Source organism: Pseudolysinimonas kribbensis (assembly GCF_039531715.1).
GTDB classification, from domain to species: domain Bacteria; phylum Actinomycetota; class Actinomycetes; order Actinomycetales; family Microbacteriaceae; genus Pseudolysinimonas; species Pseudolysinimonas kribbensis.
The window spans coordinates 477342-498043 of sequence record NZ_BAAAQO010000002.1; the positions used below are offsets into that span (position 1 = coordinate 477342).

The following is a 20702-nucleotide window of genomic DNA, read 5'->3' on the forward strand; positions in this document are numbered from 1 at the left end:
TGTGAGACAGGACGCTCGTTGCGGCATTGCCGAACGAGCTTCCGGGAGGTGATTCCACGGTGAATCCCTTCTTCGTGCGGTTCGATCGCGGGATGCATAATCGATTTAGCAGTACGATCACACCACGAGGCGGATCTGTCAAGGCTCGCCGCGACAATACGGGGGGACCGGGGCGCTGACCCTGTGACATCGTGTGGGGATGAGTGCGGAGAGAAGGCGGGTGACCCTGGCCGACGTCGCGCGCATGGCGGGCGTGTCGTCCGCCTCGGCTTCGCTGATCCTCAACCGACGAGCAGGGACGAGGATCTCCTCGGAGACGCAGGAACGCGTTCGGACGGCAGCCCGCGAGCTGGGGTACCGGCCGAACATCGCGGCACAGAGCCTGCGCACCGACAAGAGCCACACGGTCGCGTTCGTGTCGGACTTCGTCTCCACCACACGCTTTGCAGCACGCATGATCCGCGGGGCCATGAAGGCCGCCGACGAGCTCGGGCAGGTGCTGATCGTGGTCGAGACTGAGGGCGACGTCGAGCGGGAGGCCCGGGCGATGCATACAGTGCTCGACCGCCAGGTGGACGGGATCATCCTGGCCGCAGAGCGTGCTCGCGCTGTCGACATCCCCGACTTTCCCGACTCCGTGAACGTGATCATGCTGAACGCGATGAATGATGCGCATCCGCATGCGATCCTGCCGGACGAGCTCCAGGGCGGCCGCACCGCGGTGCGCGAGCTGACCGCGGCGGGGCACCGTGACATCGGGCTGGTGGGGTACGACTTCGAGAGCGGAATCGGTGGATCGTCGCCGTCGGTGACCCTGGAGCGGCGCATGCACGGCATCCGTGAGCAGATGGCGGCTGACCGCGCGAGGTTCATCGCGCAGGGCGGCTCCCGGCGGTGGGAGCCCGAGGAGGGCTACCGGATCGCCCGCGCGCAGCTGCGCGCAGGGCCGGTCCGCGCATTCCTTTGCCTCAACGACCGACTGGCGTTCGGCGCCTATCAGGCGATCGCGGAGGCCGGTCTGACGATTCCCGACGACATCTCGGTGGTCAGCTTCGATGATGACGACATCTCGAGCTACCTGCGCCCGGGGCTCACGACGGTGGCACTGCCGCACGAGGCGATGGGCCGGCTGGCGGTCGAACGGCTGTACCGGGGTTCTCCGGCCGAGGAGGTCCTGGTGGCGATGCCGTCGATCCGACGCGGCTCCGTCGCGCCGCTGTCGGTCGGAGCGAGGCGGACGGGATGAACGAACCGGATCAGGGTGTCGACCTCGGCCTCGGCGTCCGGCTTCCCCGGATGGGCCTCGGTGTCGGGGGACTGGAACCCGAGCGCACCGGCGCTGTGGTGGCACTGGCCGTCAGCATGGGCTATCGGCACGTCGATACCGCGCAGATGTACGGCAACGAGGAAGAGGTGCGGCGCGGCGTCGAGGACTCGGGGGTCGATCCTTCGTCGGTCTTCATCACGTCCAAGGTGACCACGGGCCGCCACCGGTACGACGACGTGCTGCGCGGGTTCGACGTCTCCGACAGCCGACTCGGCGCCGGACGCATCGACCTGTACCTCATTCACTGGCCGTTGCCGGGCGTCGCCGATTACGTCGAGACCTGGAGAGCGCTCTGCCGGTTGCGCGACGATGGTCGTGTGCGCGCCGTGGGCGTCTCGAACTTCGGAATCCCCCAGCTCGAGGTCCTCGCCGCTTCGGGCCTCCCGACCCCGGCCGTCAACCAGGTGGAGCTTCATCCGTACTTCGTCCAGACGGAGCTGACCGAGTATCACGCGCGGCATGGAATCGTGACGGAGGCCTGGGCGCCCCTCGCCCAGGGCCGGGTTTTCGACGATCCGGTGCTCGAGGATCTCGCGAGCGAACGCGGGCGAACGGTCTCCCAGATCGTGCTGCGGTGGCATCTGCAGGCGGGGCGGGTCGTCTTCCCCAAGTCGACCAACCACGTTCGTCTCGCGCAGAACCTGCGTCTGGCCGACTTCTCGCTGAGCGAGGACGAGATGCGTCAGGTGGTACGACCGCAGCACGACGGCCGGCTCGGGCCCCGCCCGGAGGACGTGGTCGAGGAGATGCCTGATCCCCGCGGGGACTCGGTGCTCGACGACCGGCTCCGCTAGCGCGTCACGCACTCCCGCAGGGCATCGACGATGCGCGTCCCGCGGTCGTCGTCGGCCTCCATCTGATTCGTGAGGAACGCGAATCCGATCTCGTGCTCGCGGTCGGCGAAGGCCACCTGACCCCCGGCCCCGTCATGGCCGAAGCTCGCGTCGGAGAGATACCGGCGCGCCTCGGAGTCCAGCTGGAATCCTGCGCCCCAACGCGGCCACGGGGGCGCCGCATCGAACACCGGGGCTCCCGTCGCGCGGGGGACGAGCGCGATGTCCAGGGTCGCGTCGTCGAGCAGGCGCACCCCGTGGGTCGGCGTGACGGTGGCTGACCAGACCGTGGCGAGGGCGCGCGCGTCGGCGATCCCCCCCGCGCCGGGGATCTCCGCGCTGTGGATCCGGGGGTCGTTGAACCCGACGCCGTCACCCACCAGCTCGGGCGGCAGGGCACCGCCGAGGGTCATCGCCCGCCAAAGCCACTCGTGTCCGGGGAATCCGCGTTCGCGCTGCTGGGTCGCGGTGAGCTCGTCGAGCGAGGGACCGGACCACATGGTCGCGACCCGATCATGCCGGTCGGCCGGCAGCCCGATCCACATGTCCACGCCGAGCGGCTCGGCCACCGCCTCGCGGAACCGGTCACCGACGCTGCGCCCGGTCACGCGCCGCACGAGCTCGCCGCCGAGCCACCCGTGCGTGATCGCGTGATAGGCCCATCCCGTGCCCGGGGCCCAGAGCGGCTCCTGCCGGGCGAGGATCGAGACCATGCGATCCCAGTCGACGATGTCGTCGACCGACAGGTCCTGACGGGGCGCCGAGAGCCCGGCCCGGTGGGCGAGAAGGTCGCCGACGGTGAGGTCGGACTTGCCCGCCTCCCCGAACTCCGGCCAGTACCGGATCGCCGGCGCGTCGTAGTCGAGCCGGCCCTCCTGCACCAGCCGCGCCACGAGGATCGACAGCACGCCCTTGGTGCAGGAGAAGATCACGCTCAGGGTGCGATCGGTCCACGGCGTGCGACCGTGCCGGTCGGCGGAACCGCCGTGCAGGTCGACGACGAGCTCCCCGCGGTGCAGCACGGCGAGCGCCGCGCCCATCCCCGGGCGACCCTCGAACGATGCCTCGAACGCCCGGGCCACGGGCTCGAAGCCCTCGGCGACGTGCCCCTCGCGTCGTGTCATCGCACCACCTCATCCACTCGGCACACCAGCTGACCCTGGGTCGTCCATCGCAACGGGAGCGGATCGGACAGCCGGCCGACGAACTCCCCCCGCTCACCCACGTTCTCGAACCCGAGCAGCACCCACTCCCCGGAGCGCGACCGGGCGATGCGACCGGCATAGATCGACTCATCGGTCAGCAGCGTCGCCGACTCGACCCCGATCTCGGTGCCGATCTCGCCGGCCGGCACGGCCCAGACGCCCCCGCGGGCGCCATCCGCCGCACGTTCGCCCGCCAGGTGCTCGGCGTCGCACGAGAAGACGACGACGGGACGACCCTCGACGAGGACCCACTGGACGACCTCCAGGTGGGCGAACCCGCTGCCCGGCCGGCTGAGCGGCGGACGCGCCTCCCAGCGGAGCAGATCCTCGGAGACGGCATGGCCGATGACTCCGCGATCCCGTTCGTCCGCGCCCTCCGCCGCGCGGGCCGTCAGCAGCATGTGCCAGCCGCCACGCGGATCGGCGACCACCCACGGATCGCGCCAGGCCTGCTCGTGCCAGGTGCCGGATCCCAGCAGCTCGTACCAGCGCGGGTCCGCCTCGAGCGCGGCGCCGGACGCCGTGTCCCAGTCGTGGAGGTCGCGCGAGCTCGCGGCGACGATCGACTCGATGTTGGCGTCGTCGCTCGGCGACGGGAAGCGCGATCCGGTGTAGAACATGCGCCACAGTCCCGCCGCGTCGTCCCGGATGACGCTGCCGGTCCACGCGGCGCTCGCGTCGGCCTCCCCCGCCCGGCCCGGCCCGATCACCGGTCCGTGATCCGTCCAGGTGATGAGATCGTCGGACGTCGCGTGGCCGATCGCCGCGTTGCGGTGCCGCAGGTGCGGGTCGCCGAGCGATCGCGGCGCGTGCAGGTAATAGAGGTGGAAGATCGTTCCGTCGTCGGCGATCCAGAAGTCCCAGACCCAGTGATCCGGGAGGGCGAACGTCATCCGGTCACCCCTTGACCGCGCCCTGCAGCAGGGCCCGGATGAACTGACGCTGGAAGACGATGTAGATCACGATCGTGGGCAGCATGACGATGAGCGCGGCGGCGAACAGCAGCGGGAGCGCGTCGATGTACTGCCCCTGGAACGCTCCGAGGGCTCCCGCCATCGTGCGCTTGTCGGGGTCGTCGACGAGCACGAGCGGCAGCAGGAACTGGTTCCAGGTCCAGAGGAAGATCAGGATGCCGAGCGCCGAGAGCGCCGGCCGCGCCAGCGGGATCTGGATGCGGGCGAACTCCTGCAGCACGCCGGCCCCGTCGACCCGGGCGGCCTCGGAGAGCTCCCGCGGCACGCCGAGGAAGTGGGCGCGCATCCAGAACACGCCGAACGGCATGTAGAGCCCGATCAGCGGCAGGATGATCGCCCATTGGGTGTTCAGCAGCCCGTACGAGGTGATCTGGTAGTAGAGCGGGATCACGATCGCCTCGAACGGGATCGTCAGGCCCAGCACCATCGCGACGAGCACGATGCGGCCGCCCCGCACCCGGAGATTGCCGAGCGCGTACCCCGCGAGGGTCGCGAACAGCAAGCTGACGGGCACCACGACGACGACGATCAGCAGGCTCGACCCCAGCAGCACCCAGACGTGCCCCACCGTGAACGCCGTGACGAAGTTCTCCCAGTGCGGATGGGTGGGCCACGCCAGGCCGGTCGGGATCCGGTCCGGCGACTGCAGCGCGGCCGACAGCATGCTGAGCAGCGGCAGCACCGTCAGGACGAGGATCACGACCAGGACGATTCGCCCCACGATGATCTCGCTTCGCGTCATGACCATCAGTCGGCCTCCCGGGAGAATCGCTGCACCGGCAGCACGACGGCGAGCACGAGGATGAGCAGGACGACGCCGAGTGCCGACGCGAGCCCGACCTGCCCCTGCACGAAGGCGAGGCGGAAGATCGAGATGCCGGGGACGAGGGTCGTGGTGCCGGGGCCGCCCTTGGTGGTCGTGTAGATGATGTCGAAGCTGCTGAGCGCCGAGATCACCGTGATCGTGACGAGCACGACGATCTCCTGGCGGACGCCGGGCAACGTGACCGACCCGAAGAGCCGGAACCAGCCGGCGCCGTCGATGCGGGCCGCCTCGTACAGCGACGGGTCGATCTTGCCCATGCCGGTGAGCAGGAGCACGGTGCACAGCCCGGTGAGGACCCACGATCCGATGAGGCCGACGGCGGGCAGCGCGGTGCCGAAGTCGGCGAGCCACGAGCGGGAGAGGAATCCCAGCCCGACGGCGTGGAGGATCTGATTGATCGTGCCGGTCTGCGCGTACATCCACGACCAGGCGATGCCCGCCGCGACGAGCGGCACGATCTGGGGGAGGAAGAGGACGGTGCGCGCCGTCGCCGCGAACGGGCCCTGCTTCATGTCCCGGATCAGCGTGGCCAGCACCAGGCCGCTGATGATCGGGATGATCGTGAAGAAGACGATCAGCACGAGCGCGTTGACGATCGGCGCGAGCAGCGTCGGCTCCGTGAAGATCTCGGCGTAGTTCCCGAAGCCGATCCAGGTGGAGGCGCCGATGCCGTTCCACTTGTAGAAGGAGTACTGGATCGCCGTCACGAGCGGGTACAGCACGAACAACAGGTAGGCGATCACGGCCGGCAGCAGGAACAGCCAGCCGACCGCGAGCGCGCGCCGCGCTCCCCGGGAGGTCCTCCGGGGAGCGCGGCGCTGGGTGGTGGTGCTCACGAGCCGGCGAGGTCCTTCAGGTAGAAGGCCTGGATCGCCTTGGCGAAATCGGCCGGCGTCATCTTGTCGGTCAGCAGCAGCTGCTCATCCGGCTGCAAGGCGCCCTGGTAGATGCCCGACGTGGTGTTGGCGATGAAGTCGGTGAATCCGTCGTCCTTGCCGACGGTCGCCGACAGCTCCAGCGCCTTCTCGATCAGGCTCCCCTTCTCGACGCTCGGGAGCTTCTGGGCGGGGTCGCCCCCGGGCGAGGCGCCCGTCACGTCGACGACGATCTGGCGCGCCTTCGCGTTGGTGGCGATCCAGTTCAGGAAGTAGAGCGTCGTGTCGTGGTGCGTGGACTTCGCGGGGACGGCGAACGTGTTGCCGGTTCCCATCGCGACGTACTTGTCGCCCTTCTTGACCGGCGGCGCGAGGAAGAACTGCGCGCCGTCCTTGCCGAGGGCCTTCTGGACGTTCGCCGCGTCCCAGTTGCCGTCCCACATGAACAGCCCCTGGCCCGCCGAGAAGTTCGCGACCATCGTCGTGTAGTTGATGGCGTTCACGTCGGGCGGCAGGTAGCCCTTCTTGGCCCAGTCCTGGAAGACCGTCGCGCCCTTGACCACGGCCGGCGTGTCGAAGGTGGCCCCCGGCTTGTTGAACATCCAGTCGATGAGCTTCTGCTTGTCGCCGTACTGGTTGATGAGAGCCTGCAGCGTGAAGGTGCCGACGCCGTCCTGCATGCCCGTCTGGACCGGCAGCACCCCGGCGTCCTTGGCCTTCTGCAGGTCGGCCTCGAGCTCGTCGAGCGTCTGCGGGACCGCGGTGATCCCGACCTTGTCGGCGAGCTTCTGGTTCATGTAGATGCCGGTGACGCTGTAGCCGATGCCGAACTGCCAGAGCGAGCCCTCACCGCGCACGCCGGCCTTGGTCATCCGCGCGGGAGCGAGCTGCCCGGCGGAGAACTTGTTCCAGCCGTAGGCGTCGAAGTAGGGATCCAGGTTGGTCAGCAGCCCGTCCTTGACGTTGGACCCGAGGGTGGCCAGACGGATGAGGTCGGGAGCGTCGGCGCTCGCCATGAGCCGCGGCGCGTTGGCGAGCAGGTTCTGGAAGCTGTCGCGCACGATCTTGAACTTCACGTTGGGGTGCTGCTTGGTGAACTCGGCGGCCAGCTTCGAGGTGACGGGGAACCCGGTCTCGTCCTGGATCTTGAGCGTCACCTTCTTCGTGGTGAGCGTCGTGCTGACCTTGCCGGTCTGCGCGGCGCCGCCGCCGCTGCTGCCCGGGGCGCAGCCGGCGAGCGCCAACAACGCGACGACCGCGCCGACCGCAATGGTCGTGGCGCGGGTCGCCGCTGGGGAATGCCTCATGGTGGACTCCTTCGTCGAATCGTCGGAACAACTCTCGGCCCGGACCGGTTTCGCCTGTCCGATATGCTGCTAAATGGTTTTAGCACTAGGTAGTGTGCGGGGCGGACGAGGCCATGTCAAGGCGGGTCGCCGGCGCCGGCGGCTGCCCCGCACCAACTACGCTGCGAATCGGAGGACTCGGGATGACGGTCAAGCGGGTCACTCTGGCGGATGTCGCCCGTCGAGCCGGAGTCTCGCCCACGGCCGCATCCATGATCCTCAACGGCAAGCCGGACACCCGCCTCTCGGCCGACGCGCACGCGCGGGTGAATGCCGCGGCGCGGGACCTGGGCTACCGGCCGAACATCGGCGCGCGCGCCCTGCGCACCGACCGCACCTACACGATCGGCTTCATCTCCGACGTCGTCGCCACAACACGATTCGCGAGCGGACTCATCAAGGGTGCGCTCGAGGAGGCGGAGAGCGCCGGCCACGTCGTGCTCGTGCTCGAGACGGGGGGCGAGCCCGCCCGCGAGACCGAGGCGATCGAGGCGGTCCTCGACCGGCAGGTCGACGGGGTCATCTTCGCCACGATGCGCGCGCGCGAGCTCTACGTGCCCGAGGTGCCGCGCTCGACCTCCGTGGTCATGCTGAACGCGACGAACGACCGCTATCCGATCGCGGTGCTGCCCGACGAGGAGCGCGGGGGGCGCGCCGCGGTCGACGCTCTCGCGGGAGCGGGTCACCGCACGGGCATCGCCCTCATCGGGCAGAACCAGGTTGTCGAGCGCGACCTCTTCCGGTCGGCGACCGTCGAGCGCCGGGTTCGCGGCATCCGCGGCCGCATGGACGAGCTGGGCCTCGCGTTCGTCGCGGAGGAGTCCTGCTGGGAGTGGGAGCCCGACAACGGCTACGACGTGACCTCGCGGCTGCTGGAGCGGCGCGACGACGTGCGGGCCCTGCTCTGCATGAACGACCGGTTGGCCTTCGGCGCCTACCAGGCCCTGAGCGAGCACGGCCTGCGGGCCGGCTCCGACGTGTCGGTCGTCTCCTTCGACAACGACGAGCTCGCGGCCTACCTGCGACCCGGTCTCACGACCGTGTCGCTGCCGCACGAGGAGATGGGGCGGGAGGCGGTGCGTCTCCTGCTCGCCGCCGCCCCGGAGCCGGGCGAGTACCTCGTGCCGATGCCGCTGATCGAACGCAGCTCCGTCGTCGACACGGCGCCGCCCTCATCCGCGAGCAGCGGTTGACGATCGCACGACCAGAGACGTCGCGAGCTCGAACCGCACGACGGACCCCACCGGCGGGCGGCCGCCGCGATTGGCCAGAAGCAGCCGCATGGCCGCGGAGCCCATCTCCGTGAGGGGCTGGCGCACCGTGGTCAGGGTCGGTGTCGCCCATCCGGCCTCGGGCACGTCGTCGAAGCCGATCACGCTGAGGTCGTCGGGGATCCGCAGCCCCAGATCCTTCGCCGCGTCGTAGACGCCGAGCGCCATGAGGTCCGAGCACGCGAAGACGGCGGTCGGACGGCCCGGACCGCGCAGGATTCCGAGCGCCTGGCGGTGCGCGTCGGCGCGGCGCCAGTCGGCGAAGCCGATGCGGATCGAGGCATCCGGGACCACGGAGCGGAAGCCGTCGATCCGTGCCTTGCTGTAGCGATGGTGGCGGTGGCCGCCGATGACGGCGAGGGCGGAATGGCCGAGCCCCGCGAGGTGCTCGGCCGCGGACCGCCCGCCCTCCCAGTTCGTGACGCCGACCGTCGGCACATCCCGCGGCGGGGGGCTCATCGGGTCGATGAGCACGATCGGGATGCGCGCCCGCCGCAGGGCGGCGAGCTCCGAGGGCGCGGGGTCGACGAGCATGATGACGGCACCCTCGGACGGGCGGCGCAGCAGCCGGGTCACCCAATCCCTCCCCGACCGGGCGATCGTGATGACCACGTCGGTGCCCGCGGCCGTCGCCGCATCCTCCACACCGGTCAGCACGCCGTTGGCCCAGGTGCCCTCGACGTCGCTGATCACCAGGTCGACCAGCGGCGGCAGAGGGGTCAGCCGGGCCGGGCGCTGGTCGGCGCCGCCATAGCCCAGCTGGTGCGCAGCGTCCAGCACGCGACGGCGCATCGCGGTCGAGACGTCGGTGCGGCCGCGCATGACCTTCGACGCGGTCGGCACCGACGTCGATGCGAGTGCCGCGACGTCGGCGAGGGTCACCCGGCGTTCGGTGGAGGCCATCGCGCGATGCTATCGAGTTTGCGCAAAGTGTCGGCCGCCCCGGTCGATCGGGCGGGTTCTGCTGGCAGCATCCTGAGCACAGGGCCCGCCGAGAGCGCCGGATGATTGCGCAATGCGGGCCCCTTCGACGACGAAGGGACATCATGACCACCACCCCCCGGCTGACCCGCCGATCGCTGCTGCTCGGATCGGCCGCGGTCGGCCTGACGGCCGCACTCGCCGCGTGCGCTCCCGGATCGGGCGGAGGCCAGGCCCTCAAGTTCTGGAACATGCCCTGGGGCGGCACGGCGTTCAATCCGCTCGACAAGAAGATCTCCGAGGCGTTCAGTCCGAAGAAGGGGCTGCCCCGTGTGACCTACCAGACGGTGCAGTGGGCGGACTTCGTCACCACGTTCGCCTCGGCGATCGCCGCCAACACGGGGCCGGCCGTCAGCAGCGGCAGCGGCACCCAGGCGTTCCAGTTCGCGACCGAGGACAAGATCGCCCCGGCCGACGACCTGCTCGACTCGTGGAAGAAGAACGGACTGTACGACGACTTCCTGCCGGGTCTGCTCGGCACCATGAAGACGTCGCAGGGCTACGTCGCGATCCCGTACAACCTCGACATGCGCGCCCTCTGGTACAGCAAGCCGCTGCTCGAGAAGGCCGGGGTCGAGCCGCCCAAGGACTGGCAGACCTACCTCGACGCGTGCGAGGCGCTCAAGAAGATCGGCGCATACGGGTTCGGGATCGCGTCGGGCAAGAACGGGAACGGCTTCCAGATCCTCGTGGGGCTGCTCATCAACAACGGGGGCGGGCTCTTCGACGAGGAGCAGAAGCCGCGCTGCGTGACGCCGGAGAACATCCAGGCCCTCGAGTTCGTCGTCGAGATGATCCGGAAGGGCTACGTCGACCCGGGCAGCGCGGGATACTCGACCGACAACGCGCAGGCGCAGTGGAAGGCCGACCGCTTCGCGATGGGCTACGAGGGCCGGGCCTCGCATCCAACCTGGGCGGCAGGTTCGCCAGCGACGTCGTGATCGGGGACCCGCTGGTGGGGGCGACCGGCAAGAAGGGCGCGCTGTACTTCCCGAATAACATCATGATGTACAAGCACACCCCGAGTCAGAAGGACTCCGAGGACTTCCTGACCTACTACTACGAGAACATGGCGCCGCTGTGGACCAAGCACACGGGCATCGGCCTGCCTGTGCTGAAGTCGATCGCCGAGACGCCGGAGTTCTCGTCCGACGCCAACGCGGCCAAGCTCATCTCGGTGTGGCAGCCGATCTGCAAGACCTGGGCCGCTCCCGGCGGCGACGCCCTGTTCGCGAACGTGACGATCGTCGACAGCACACCCGCGATGACGGACTGGGCGCAGTCGCTGCTGTCGCTGAAGGAGACCCCGAAGGAGTCGCTGACCACGCTGCAGGCCAAGCTCGAGGCGAGCCTCAAGAAGTAGAACGACGCCGGCACGAGCACGCTCAGATTCCAGGGCGGCATCAACGTGCCGGATCCCCGCCGGACGCCGGGGCCGGCCGGATGACCTCGCCGCGTGACGGCGTTCCTCGCGTCCGCGGCATCGGACTAGGTCTCGGGCGTCATCATCCCCGTCGACGGCGGCTGGCTCGCGCGCTGAGTGCCCGCGCATCGTAGCCCGACGAGACCGACGCCACGGACCCGCACATCCCACCGACCGGGGATTTTCTTGCGGAGACGGAGGGATTTGAACCCTCGGACCCCCAGGAGGGGTCTCCACCTTAGCAGGGTGGTGCACTCGACCGGACTATGCGACGTCTCCCGGTTGCGTCAGCAACTATAGCGGCTGCCGGATGGCGCCCCGTCGTGGGAGGGGGCGCCATCCGGACCCGGATCTCAGCTGCCGGCGTTGATGTTCAGCACCAGCTGCTCCGCGGCCGCGACCAGGGCACGCGACGGCGCGGCACCGAGCTTGCCGGCCGCTGCGAGGTCGCGCACCTGCGACACGAAGGCCTCGAGCTGGTCGACCGCCTGGGCCTTCTTGCCCTTGTCGAGCTGCTTCGCGGCGTGGTCCAGCTTCACCGTCAGGGCGTTCGTGAGACCGCCGTTCAGGTGCGCCCCCGCGACCGCGCTCTTCAGGCCCGCGAGCTCCGAGTCGAAGCCGGCGAAGTACCAGCCGCTCGCGCCGGCGATGCCGTCGGTGCCGCCCGTGATCCCGTTGTAGCCGCCCCAGTAATAGTCGTACGGGCTCTCGGTCTGACCGTTCGAGACCTTGAGCGCGTACGGGTCGGTGTTCAGTTGCGTCGCGTCGGCGGCCGTGACCGTCGACGTGCCGTAGAGGAAGTCACTCAGGTAGCGACCCTCGGGCGCGGCCGGAGCCGCACCGTGGGGGTCGCCCGCCGACACGTACTTGCCGATGTTGAACTTGACGTAGTCCGACCCGTTCACCCCGAGGTTGTCGTAGACGCTCTTGGCGATCTCGAGGCTCATGTTGTCGGTGTCCGCGCCGTCGTTGTAGTCGTTCAGGTTGGTGTCGATGATGATCGCGCGGTCGGGCGCGAGCGTCGCCACCAGGTCGGCCTGATCGAACGGCAGCCGAATGTAGTCGCCGTAGCCGTACGAGCCGTCCTCGTGCGTGTACTCGTGGCCGTACGGCAGGAAGTGCCGGAACAGCTCGGTCTCGCGCACCCGGTTGTGCCGGTACGAATTGCCGGGCCCCTCGGTGCCGTGCGACACGACCGTGTCGGCGCCCGGGTTGTCGTACGCCGTACCGGCGAAGTCGAACTCCTGGCCCTGGGCGTTGTAACGCCAGTTCGCCGGGCCGGTCGCCCCCGCGCCGCCCGCGACGACCGCCTTGACGCGGTCGTCGAAGAGCGCGGCGACGAACGCCTCCTTGCCGTTGATCGAGAAGCCCTTCGTCACGGCGCGACCCGGGTCGATCTTCGCGGCGAGCGCCGCGTTCTGCGACACGGCGGCCTGCAGCGCGTCGAGGTAGACGGAGACCGCCGTCGCGTGCGCGATGAGGATGCTCGAGTCGGCCGACGTGCTGTTCCGCTGGTACGGGAACAGCGTGTAGAAGGTGCCGATCCGGTTCGGGTTGCCCCACGCACCGGCATCCGTCCGCACATCGAAGGCCCAGGACGGGAACGTGACGTTCGCGATCCCGTTGGCCGTGAAGTTCGTGCTGAACCCCACCGCCGCCTTGCCGCCGCCGGGCACCGACGTCGGCAGCGTGATCGGGATCGAGATGTTCACCGGCACGCCGCCGTCGAAGTTGCGGTTGGTCGGGATCACCTGCGCCGTGACGACCGGATTGCCGGTGCCCGCGTACGCGTTGCCGGTGACCTTCACGGTGTAATCGACGCCGAGCTGCGGCTTGTACCCGTACTCGTAGAACTGCGCGAGCGAGAGCAGCTCCTGCTTGCGCTGCTGCCACTGCGCCGACGTCGTCACCTGGCCGTTCGTGCCCTTGCTCGGGTCGAAGAAGGTGAAGGGGCTCGGCACGATCTGCGTCGCGGGCAGGTCGTGCGGGTCGGGATAGGTGGTGTCGCCCCAGCGCAGTCCCGCGAACGCGGTCGTCACCCTCGTGACGGCGGCCTCCTTCTGGGCACGCGTGGCCGTCGGGCTGTCCTTCACCGCCAGATAGGCGGACTTCGCGGCGATCATCCGGTCGCGGGATGCCGGGGTCCACACCGCGCTGTCGTCGCCGTCGTCGGTCGGCGCCGTCCCGTTGCCGGAACCGCCCGGGTTGGACTTCGAGTCCCAGAACCGGATGTCCTCGTCGGCGCTCCAGCCGCTGTACGCGAACGGGGTCTTCCCGTTCCAGCCTGCGAGGGTCACGACCCCCCAGTCGCGGTTCGGGATGCGCTGCGAGTCGGGCAGGTTCGAGCCGTCCTCCAACCCCGTGAAGTACTGGCTCTTGCTCCAGTAGGTGAAGGAGTGACCCTGATCATAGGCGCCCACCTCGAGGCCGACCTTCGTGCCGTTCCTCAGCTGCCGATCCGGCTGGTCGCCCCAGCCCTCCAGCTGCAGCGCGAACTCGTACGTGTAGTTCACCCCCGAGCCAGGCGTGTACCCCGACGACTTGAACGCCGCCAGCCGCGTCGAGTAGTCCTGATTGGCGGGGTTGAAGAACGACCCGAGCGACGGGATGCCGGCGTTGTTGTACGACGTCACCGACGTGAGGTTCGGGTTGGCGCTCAGGAAGAAGGTGCCCTGCGTGTCGGTCTCGAAACCCCACTGGTCGTTGTACACGTCCATCGACACGTAGATGCCGTCGGTGTTCGCGGCGTAGCTCGGGGTGTTCCAGTTCGGGGTCGCGGTGTCGGACTCCGTGCTGTCGCCGCTCACCTGCACGAGGCCGTAGAGCACGGGGCCGTCCCACAGGAGGCGCAGGGTGCCGTCGGTCGTGGCATCCGGGTCGTCGCCGGTCATGCCGGCGTCGAACGTGTGGCCGATCGGATAGCTCTTCGCGCCATTCCATGCGGCGTCCTTGACGCCGTCGACGGCGGGGGCCTGCGTCGTGAACGACGCGTCGGCCTGCGCGCGGTCGGCCGTGACCTTGTAGCTCTGGTTGTCGCCGCCGTCGGGCGAGAAGCGCTCGAGAACGTCGGTGTTCGTCACGTACTTCTTGTCGCCGGGCTGGGTGTAGGGGTAGGCGTCCCCCGGGCTCGCCGCCGCTGCCGCCGCCGGCGCCACCGCGCCGATGAGCAGGGCCGCGGGCACGAGCACCGCCAGGGACCTGGTCAGTCTTCTCACTGAGATCTCCGTTGTTCGTCACCATCGACGCCGGGCGCGCGTGAGCGCACTCGACTACGGGAACCGCCCCTCCGTTCGTCGCCGCCCACCGCTTCGTGAGGTGCGACATCCGCCCGATGCCGTTCCCGTCGAGTGCATGGGGCGGCGGATCAGCGGCTCTGTGAAACCGCTTTCTCGGAAGCTACCACCTGGCCCTGACGAGCGTCAACGCCCGCCCCGACTCAGAAGTGGTAGGCGACGGAGCAGGTGCGCTGCTCGGCCGTCTGGCCCTGCAGACCCGAGATCACCTGGGCGTCCGAGGGGGTGCCGGACGGGCTGGGCGTGCTCGTGCCGGTGGGCTGGGGCGCGTTCGGGTCGAGGGTCGAGCCGGAGTGATCGCCGCCCACCGAGCGGTCGTCGAGCCCGATCGGCTTGTCGGCCTTGAGTGCTGCGAACAGCTGATCGGCGATGTACCTGGTGGGCTGCACCTTGCCGGAGAAGATGCCGGTGCCACCGGTCGTGCCGGGGTACTGCACGAAGACGATGTTCTGCAGCGGGATGTTCTTGAGCACGAGGGCGACCGACACGAGGGTGTCGAGGCGGGTGAAGTTCTCGCTGAGCGTGATGTTCTTCGTGGCGGCCTCGGCGATCCCGTACAGCTTGCCGAAGTCGGTGAGCGTGCCGCTGCTCTTGATCGTGCGCACCAGCGACGAGAGGTACACCTGCTGCGAGGTGATGCGGCCGAGGTCGCTGCCGTCGCCGACGCCGTGCCGCGAGCGCAGGAACGCGAGCGCGTCGGCCCCCTGGAGCGTGTACGTGCCCGCCTTGGGCAGGTTCAGCCCCGTGTACGGATCGTGGATGGGCGCGTTGACGCAGACGTCGACGCCGCCGACCGCGTCCGACATCGCGATGACGCCCTGGAAGGTGATGAGGCCGGCGAACTGGATCTTGAGGCCGGTCAGGTTCTCGACCGTGGCGACAGTGCACGGCAGGCCGCCGTAGGAGAGCGTCGTGTTGATCGGCAGACCGGTCGCCGGACCGCCCTTGTCGCACCGCGGGATGGGCACGACCATGTCACGCGGGATGCTGACGACCGTGGCGCTCTTCTGGTCGTGCGCGACGTGCATGAGCATCGTGACGTCGTTGAGGGCGCTCCCGCTGTCGTGCCTCGGATCACCGATGCCCCCCTGGCCGTCACGGGTGTCGGAGCCGGCGAGCAGGATGTTGAACCCGCCCTTCATCGCCCCGATGCTGGGCGGTGGCCCGGCCTTGTCCGCGCCGATCGAGACGGTCTTGATGTTCGCGTGCAGGTTGTTCACCGCGATCGCCGCGACGGATCCGACGGCGACGAGCGCGACCGCGACCGCGCCGCCGAGCACGGCGAGGACGGTCCTCCACGCGGCGGAGCGGGTCAGTCGCCCGTGCCGCGCGACGGTGGCGCCGGCGGGCTGACGGGAGGATCGATCGCGGAACTCGCTCACGGCGGCACCTTCTCTCGGCGGTCGCAGTCGGGACGGACACGCGCCGCGCGACGGGCGGCGCGCGACACAGGACCCTATCCTCGCCTGTCGCGCCTGACCATTGGCGGCGAATCGGTCAGAACTCGAATCCCTCCGGGTACGGGTCCGAGGGGTCGAGCAGGTACTGCCCGAGCCCGGTGACCCAGGCCCGGCCCGTGATCGTCGGGATGACGGCCGCCCGGTCGCCGACCGTCGTCTGCGAGATGAGGCGACCGACGAACCGGCTGCCGATGAACGACTCGTTGACGAAGTCGGTGTCGAGCGGCAGCTCGCCGCGCGCCCACAGCTCGGCCATCCGGGCGCTCGTGCCGGTGCCGCACGGCGATCGGTCGAACCACCCCGGATGGATCGCCATCGCGTGCCGGGAGTACCGCGCCGTCGACCCCGGTGCGATGAACTCGACGTGGTGGCAGTGGTCGACGCCGTCGATCTCCGGATGCCGCGGCCGGTCGGCCTCGTTGATCGCCTGCATGATCGCGAGTCCCGCATCCGAGATGTCGCGCTGCCGCGTGCGATCGAAGGGCAGGCCGACGGCATCCAGGTCGACCATCGCATAGAAGTTGCCGCCGAACGCGAGCGAGTACGGCACCGACCCGAGGCCGGGCACCTCGACGTGCGCGTCGAGCCGCTCGACGTACGACGGCACGTTCTCGATCGTCACGGCGTCGGCGTGTCCGCCCGACACGGCGACCCGCGCGACCACCAGCCCGGCCGGGGTGTCGAGCCGGATCGTCGTGACCGGTTCGACGACCTCGACCATGCCCGCCTCGACGAGCGCGGTCGCGACGCCGATCGTGCCGTGCCCGCACATCGGCAGGAAACCGGAGACCTCGATGAAGACGACGCCCCAGTCGGCATCCGGGCGGGTCGAGGGCTGCAGGATCGCGCCGCTCATCGCCGCGTGTCCGCGCGGCTCGGTCATGAGGAACCGCCGCAGGCCGTCGAGGTGCTCCATCGCGTACAGGCGGCGCTCGTTGCCGGTCGCGCCCGGGATGACCGGGACGCCGCCCGTGACGACGCGCGTCGGCATGCCCTCGGTGTGGGTGTCGATCGCCGAGATGACGCGGGAGCTGTGCATCACGCCGCCGTTCGGCTCTTGTGCTCGGCAAGCGCGGCGAGCGCGTGCTCGGTCTGCGCACGCACGAGCGCCTCGTGCTCGGCGGTGAGCGGCCCGCGCGGCGGGCGGCACGGTCCGCCGTATCGGCCGACCATGTCCATGCTCAGCTTGATCGCCTGCACGAACTCGGTGCGGGAGTCCCAGCGGAAGACCGGCACGAGGTGCCGGTAGAGCGCGCGCGCCTCGTCGATGCGCCCGGAGCGGGCGAGCTCGTAGATCTCGACCGACTCCGCGGGGAACGCGTTCGGGAATCCCGCGAACCACCCGACCGCGCCGTCGACGAGGAGCTCGAACAGCAGGTCGTCGGCACCGGCGATCACGTCGATGTCGCAGCGCTCCGCGATCTCGAACGCGCGCCGCACGTCGCCGGAGAACTCCTTGACGGCCACGACGTTGTCGATGGCGGCCAGCTCGGCGACGACGTCGGGCGTCAGGTCGACCTTCGTGTCGATCGGGTTGTTGTAGAGCATGACGGGCAGGCCGACCGAGGCCACCTCGGTGTAGTGGGCGACGATCTGCGACCGTGACGCCCGGTACATCGTCGGCGGCAGGCACAGCACCGCGTCGGCACCGTCCTCCGCCGCGAGCTCGGCCCAGCGCCTGGCGAGATGCGAGCCCGGGGCGTGGACTCCGGCGATGACGATGCCGCGCCCGGCGACCGCCGAGACCGCGGTCTGCACGACGCGTCGGCGCTCGTCGTCGGTGAGCGACGAGTACTCGCCGAGCGATCCGTTGGGACCGACGCCGCGGCAGCCGTTCTCGATGAGCCAGTCGCAGTGCGCCGCGTAGGCATCGTGGTCGACGGCGAGACCGCCGGGCGCGGCGGGGTCGGGCCGGTACGGCAGCGCGGTCGCGACGACGACGCCGCCCAGGTCGGTGGTGGGGGTGCTCATGTGCTCTCGCCTTTCGTGGGGATGGTCTCGGGAGTCCGTGCGAGCTCGCCGAAGCGCAGCGGGGTGACGATCGGGCGCCAGTCGGAGACCGCGTCGTCGAGGATCGCGCCGGTGGAGCGCGCGAGCAGCTCCTCGACCACGCGACCGCAGATGCGCGCCTGGCAGGGTCCGAGCCCCGCGCGCGTCGTGAGGCGGAGCGAGCGCAGGCTCTGCGTCCGCGTCGCGGTCGCGGTCGCGCGCAGCCGGCCGTACGGCACCTCCTCGCAGCGGCAGACGATCGTGTCGTCGGTGAGCCCGTCGCGCCAGCCGGGCCGTGGGCCGTGCGCGGCGGCGAGCGCCCGCGCGAACCGGCGGTACCGGCGCACCGCGGCCCGGGCACGCGCGACGCGGGGATCGTGGGCGGCCCCGCCGGCCGCGATCCACCCCGCAACCGCGCCCTCGGCGAGGGCGGCGTCCGCCCCGCCGATGCCGGTCACCTCGCCGGCGGCGAGCACGCCCGGCGCGCTCGTGCGCTGGTCGGCGTCGACCGCGACGAAACGGCCGGCATCGAGGCGGCATCCGGCGGCGAGCGCGAGCTCGAGCCGCGGCGTGAAGCCGTGCGACACCGCGAGCGCGTCGGCCTCGACGGTGCGCTGCGTGCCCGGCACGGGGCGCCACTGCGCGTCGAGCCGCGCGATCGTCACGGCCTCGACCCGATCGTCGCCGTGCGCGGCGATGACGCCGCTGCCCACGCGGTACGGGATGCGGCCGCGCAGCTGCCCACGCGCGTACCCGGCGAGCTCGCCGAGCTTGCCCGCCATCGCGGGGAGCACGGGCAGAGCGCCCGCCCAGCCGGCGGCGAGCTGTCGACGGCCGGCGGCCTCGTGCACGCTCAGCACGGTCGCGCCCGTGGCGGCGAGCGACGCCGCGACCGGCAGCAGGAACGGCCCGGCGCCGGCGACGACGACCCGGCGGCCGATCGCCACCCGCTCGGCCTTGGCGAGCGCCTGCGCCGCGCCGCCGGTGACGACGCCCGGCAGGTCCCAGCCCGGGAACGGCAGCGTGAGGTCGTGCGCTCCGGTGGCGAGCACCAGCGCATCCGGCACGAGGATCTCCATCGTGCGGTCGGGTCCGTCGACGGCGCCGATCGCGAGCTGGAGCCGCGGACGGCCGTCGACGTGGTCGAGCGCCCACACCTGCGCGCCGGTGCGGATCCGGCACCGGGGATGCCGTTCGAGCCGGTCGCGCAGCGTCGTGAAACGCGACCAGCGGTGATGCAGCGCGGACTCGGCGGCGGCCGGACGGGCATCCGGCATGTGCCGCCAGAACTGCCCGCCGAGCTGGGTCGTGGCGTCGACCAGCGTCACCTCGGCGCCCGCCGCCAGAGCGGCCCCGGCCGCGGCCAGACCGGCCGGCCCTGCGCCGACCACGACGACGTTCACGACGTCGTCTCCGGCAGCGTCTCGTCCTGGGTCGTGACGAGGTCTCCGTCGGTCGCCGGACGCTGACACGCCCGGATGTCGCGCACCCCGCCGACCGCCACGAGGCAGTCGAAGCAGACGCCGATCCCGCAGAAGATCCCACGCGGCCGCCGACCCGCTGCGGTCGTGCGCCAGGCGGTGCGATCGGCGGCCAGCAGCACCCCCGCGATCGACTGGCCCCGGACACCGGTGACCGGCTCGCCGTCGACGACGATCGTCACGGCCTCGGCCGCTCCCGGCCGCACCGGGTCGCCCCCCGGCGGCATCGCGCGCGCGGTCACGCCGCCGCTCCGAGGCCGAGCGAGGCGCGAGCGGGCGAGAAGGGCTCGGGGTCGAGTGCGGGGGGCCGCCCCGTCATGACGTCGCGCAGCAGCTCGGCAGTGCCGAGCGCCAGGCCGACGCCGGCGCCCTCGTGACCCGTCGCGTGCCACAGGCCGGCGACCCGCGGGTCCGCTCCGATCACGGGGAGATGGTCGGGCATGAAGGGCCGGAAGCCGCCGTACACGCGCATGACCGCGGCATCGGCGAGGAAGGGGAACACGCGGGTGGCCTTGCGCGCGATCTCGCGCACGGCATCCAGATCGAGCGCCGCGTCGAACCCGGCCTGGCGGCGCGAGGATCCGACCAGCACCGTGCCGCCGGCGGTCGACTCGATGACGCTCGAGGTCTGCAACGCCGCATCGTCCGAGCCGACCGCGCCCACGTAGTCGGCGTCGTAGACCTTGTGGAAGACGCGGTGCGGCATCCGGGTGGTCACGAGCACGACACCGCGGCGCGGCCGCACGGGGAGGGAGGCGCCGAGCACGGTGGCCACCTCGCCCGACCAGGGTCCGGCGGCGAGCACCACGGCGCCCGCCGGATGCTCGCCCCGGTCGGTGCGCACGCCGGTGATGCGACCATCGCCGTCGCGCAGCGCGCCGACGACCCGCTCGCCGTACGCGGTGCGGGCCCCGCGGGAACGCGCCGAGGCGAGCAGGGCCTCGGCGGCGATCACCGGCTGCACCTGCGCGTCCTCGGGGTAGTGCACCGCGGCGTGGACGCCGGGGGCGAGGTCGGGCTCCAGCACGTGGGCGACCGCGTCATCGAGCTCCCGCGCGTCGACTCCGGCCGCCCGCTGACGCGCCGCGAAGGCGAGCAGCGGCGCCGCACCGGTCTCGGTCGTCGCGACCACGAGGCCACCCTTGCGCTCGTATTCGATCGCGGGAACGGCGGCCGTCAGCTCGTCGGCGAGCTCGGCCTGCAGCTCGTCCCACAACCGGAGCGAGCGCTGCACGAGCGCGAGCTCCGGGCCGGCGTCCTTGTCGGAGACCAGGATGTTGCCCTCGCCCTGCGCGCTCGTGCCGCTCGCGGCGCCCGATCGATCGATCACGGTCACGGCGAGGCCCGCGCCGGCCAGCACACGTGCGCAGGCCGCACCGACGATGCCGGCTCCGACGACGACGACGTCCGCGCGCATG

18 protein-coding genes and 1 tRNA gene are annotated in these 20702 nt (G+C 70.7%); 5 read left to right on the top strand and 14 right to left on the bottom strand.

Annotation, left to right across the window (positions count from 1 at the left end; translation table 11 throughout):
• Positions 1-199: 199 nt before the first annotated feature.
• Both ABD285_RS03015 and ABD285_RS03020 read left to right on the top strand, forming a co-directional pair.
• Positions 200-1246, top strand: a complete 1047-nt coding sequence (locus tag ABD285_RS03015) for a LacI family DNA-binding transcriptional regulator (RefSeq protein WP_284253817.1) — start codon at positions 200-202, stop codon at positions 1244-1246.
• Positions 1243-2121 carry an aldo/keto reductase gene (locus tag ABD285_RS03020; protein ID WP_284253818.1) on the top strand — a complete coding sequence of 293 codons (879 nt, stop codon included), beginning with the start codon at positions 1243-1245 and terminating at the stop codon, positions 2119-2121. Before ABD285_RS03015 ends, ABD285_RS03020 begins: the two co-directional genes overlap by 4 nt.
• Here the strand turns inward: ABD285_RS03020 and ABD285_RS03025 are convergent.
• Genes ABD285_RS03025 through ABD285_RS03045 form a run of 5 tightly spaced genes read right to left on the bottom strand, consistent with a single transcriptional unit; the run spans position 2118 to position 7347 of the window.
• Complete coding sequence (locus tag ABD285_RS03025; protein WP_344200176.1) at positions 2118-3284, bottom strand: serine hydrolase domain-containing protein; 1167 nt, start codon at positions 3282-3284, stop codon at positions 2118-2120. The two genes, ABD285_RS03020 and ABD285_RS03025, sit on opposite strands and share 4 nt — an antisense overlap.
• Positions 3281-4258, bottom strand: coding sequence for a glycoside hydrolase family protein (locus ABD285_RS03030; protein WP_344200179.1), 978 nt, complete (start codon positions 4256-4258; stop codon positions 3281-3283). Before ABD285_RS03030 ends, ABD285_RS03025 begins: the two co-directional genes overlap by 4 nt.
• Positions 4259-4262: 4 nt before the next feature.
• Positions 4263-5087, bottom strand: coding sequence for a carbohydrate ABC transporter permease (locus tag ABD285_RS03035; protein WP_284253819.1), 825 nt, complete (start codon positions 5085-5087; stop codon positions 4263-4265).
• Complete coding sequence (locus tag ABD285_RS03040; protein ID WP_344200182.1) at positions 5087-6001, bottom strand: carbohydrate ABC transporter permease; 915 nt, start codon at positions 5999-6001, stop codon at positions 5087-5089. Before ABD285_RS03040 ends, ABD285_RS03035 begins: the two co-directional genes overlap by 1 nt.
• A complete protein-coding gene (locus ABD285_RS03045) occupies positions 5998-7347 on the bottom strand; it encodes an ABC transporter substrate-binding protein (RefSeq protein ID WP_344200185.1) in 1350 nt (449 codons plus the stop codon). Before ABD285_RS03045 ends, ABD285_RS03040 begins: the two co-directional genes overlap by 4 nt.
• Before the next feature lie 182 nt (positions 7348-7529).
• On the opposite strand from ABD285_RS03045, the gene ABD285_RS03050 reads away from it, so the two are divergent.
• Positions 7530-8579: a LacI family DNA-binding transcriptional regulator gene (locus tag ABD285_RS03050; protein ID WP_344200188.1), complete on the top strand. Its 1050-nt coding sequence runs from the start codon at positions 7530-7532 to the stop codon at positions 8577-8579.
• On the opposite strand, the gene ABD285_RS03055 is transcribed toward ABD285_RS03050, so the two are convergent.
• Complete coding sequence (locus ABD285_RS03055) at positions 8559-9560, bottom strand: LacI family DNA-binding transcriptional regulator (RefSeq protein ID WP_344200191.1); 1002 nt, start codon at positions 9558-9560, stop codon at positions 8559-8561. The two genes, ABD285_RS03050 and ABD285_RS03055, sit on opposite strands and share 21 nt — an antisense overlap.
• A gap of 143 nt (positions 9561-9703) precedes the next feature.
• Between ABD285_RS03055 and ABD285_RS03060 the strand changes: the two genes are divergently transcribed.
• Positions 9704-10579 (top strand): ABC transporter substrate-binding protein, encoded by an 876-nt coding sequence (locus ABD285_RS03060; RefSeq protein ID WP_344200194.1) that lies wholly within the window; start codon positions 9704-9706, stop codon positions 10577-10579.
• Positions 10576-11001: a hypothetical protein gene (locus tag ABD285_RS03065; protein WP_284253826.1), complete on the top strand. Its 426-nt coding sequence runs from the start codon at positions 10576-10578 to the stop codon at positions 10999-11001. Before ABD285_RS03060 ends, ABD285_RS03065 begins: the two co-directional genes overlap by 4 nt.
• Positions 11002-11250: 249 nt before the next feature.
• Here ABD285_RS03065 and ABD285_RS03070 read toward each other — a convergent pair.
• The 8 genes from ABD285_RS03070 to ABD285_RS03105 form a co-directional block, all read right to left on the bottom strand.
• Positions 11251-11340 (bottom strand) — tRNA-Ser (locus ABD285_RS03070).
• Positions 11341-11414: 74 nt separating this feature from the next.
• A complete protein-coding gene (locus tag ABD285_RS03075; RefSeq protein ID WP_344200197.1) occupies positions 11415-14276 on the bottom strand; it encodes a glucuronyl esterase domain-containing protein in 2862 nt (953 codons plus the stop codon).
• A 221-nt stretch (positions 14277-14497) separates the two neighbouring features.
• Positions 14498-15736, bottom strand: a complete 1239-nt coding sequence (locus tag ABD285_RS03080) for an LCP family protein (RefSeq protein ID WP_344200200.1) — start codon at positions 15734-15736, stop codon at positions 14498-14500.
• A 115-nt stretch (positions 15737-15851) separates the two neighbouring features.
• Complete coding sequence (locus ABD285_RS03085; protein WP_284255655.1) at positions 15852-16853, bottom strand: proline racemase family protein; 1002 nt, start codon at positions 16851-16853, stop codon at positions 15852-15854.
• Entirely contained in the window at positions 16853-17785 is a 933-nt protein-coding gene (locus tag ABD285_RS03090; protein WP_284253832.1) for a dihydrodipicolinate synthase family protein, read from the bottom strand. Before ABD285_RS03090 ends, ABD285_RS03085 begins: the two co-directional genes overlap by 1 nt.
• Positions 17782-19206, bottom strand: a complete 1425-nt coding sequence (locus tag ABD285_RS03095; protein ID WP_284253833.1) for an FAD/NAD(P)-dependent oxidoreductase — start codon at positions 19204-19206, stop codon at positions 17782-17784. The genes ABD285_RS03090 and ABD285_RS03095 overlap by 4 nt, the downstream gene beginning before the upstream one ends.
• The gene (locus tag ABD285_RS03100) at positions 19203-19526 is read right to left on the bottom strand and encodes a (2Fe-2S)-binding protein (protein WP_344200205.1); all 324 of its coding nucleotides are present in this window, start codon (positions 19524-19526) and stop codon (positions 19203-19205) included. The genes ABD285_RS03095 and ABD285_RS03100 overlap by 4 nt, the downstream gene beginning before the upstream one ends.
• Positions 19523-20701, bottom strand: coding sequence for an NAD(P)/FAD-dependent oxidoreductase (locus tag ABD285_RS03105; RefSeq protein WP_344200208.1), 1179 nt, complete (start codon positions 20699-20701; stop codon positions 19523-19525). The genes ABD285_RS03100 and ABD285_RS03105 overlap by 4 nt, the downstream gene beginning before the upstream one ends.
• Position 20702: the final 1 nt, after the last annotated feature.

Excerpts from the sequence above, each read along its gene's own strand:
- ABD285_RS03015 (WP_284253817.1), top strand. The coding sequence starts at position 200 with ATGAGTGCGGAGAGAAGGCGGGTGACCCTGGCCGACGTCGCGCGCATG.
- ABD285_RS03020 (WP_284253818.1), top strand. The coding sequence starts at position 1,243 with ATGAACGAACCGGATCAGGGTGTCGACCTCGGCCTCGGCGTCCGGCTT.
- ABD285_RS03025 (WP_344200176.1), bottom strand. The coding sequence starts at position 3,284 with ATGACACGACGCGAGGGGCACGTCGCCGAGGGCTTCGAGCCCGTGGCC.
- ABD285_RS03030 (WP_344200179.1), bottom strand. The coding sequence starts at position 4,258 with ATGACGTTCGCCCTCCCGGATCACTGGGTCTGGGACTTCTGGATCGCC.
- ABD285_RS03035 (WP_284253819.1), bottom strand. The coding sequence starts at position 5,087 with ATGGTCATGACGCGAAGCGAGATCATCGTGGGGCGAATCGTCCTGGTC.
- ABD285_RS03045 (WP_344200185.1), bottom strand. The coding sequence starts at position 7,347 with ATGAGGCATTCCCCAGCGGCGACCCGCGCCACGACCATTGCGGTCGGC.
- ABD285_RS03050 (WP_344200188.1), top strand. The coding sequence starts at position 7,530 with ATGACGGTCAAGCGGGTCACTCTGGCGGATGTCGCCCGTCGAGCCGGA.
- ABD285_RS03055 (WP_344200191.1), bottom strand. The coding sequence starts at position 9,560 with ATGGCCTCCACCGAACGCCGGGTGACCCTCGCCGACGTCGCGGCACTC.
- ABD285_RS03060 (WP_344200194.1), top strand. The coding sequence starts at position 9,704 with ATGACCACCACCCCCCGGCTGACCCGCCGATCGCTGCTGCTCGGATCG.
- ABD285_RS03085 (WP_284255655.1), bottom strand. The coding sequence starts at position 16,853 with ATGCACAGCTCCCGCGTCATCTCGGCGATCGACACCCACACCGAGGGC.
- ABD285_RS03090 (WP_284253832.1), bottom strand. The coding sequence starts at position 17,785 with ATGAGCACCCCCACCACCGACCTGGGCGGCGTCGTCGTCGCGACCGCG.
- ABD285_RS03105 (WP_344200208.1), bottom strand. The coding sequence starts at position 20,701 with ATGCGCGCGGACGTCGTCGTCGTCGGAGCCGGCATCGTCGGTGCGGCC.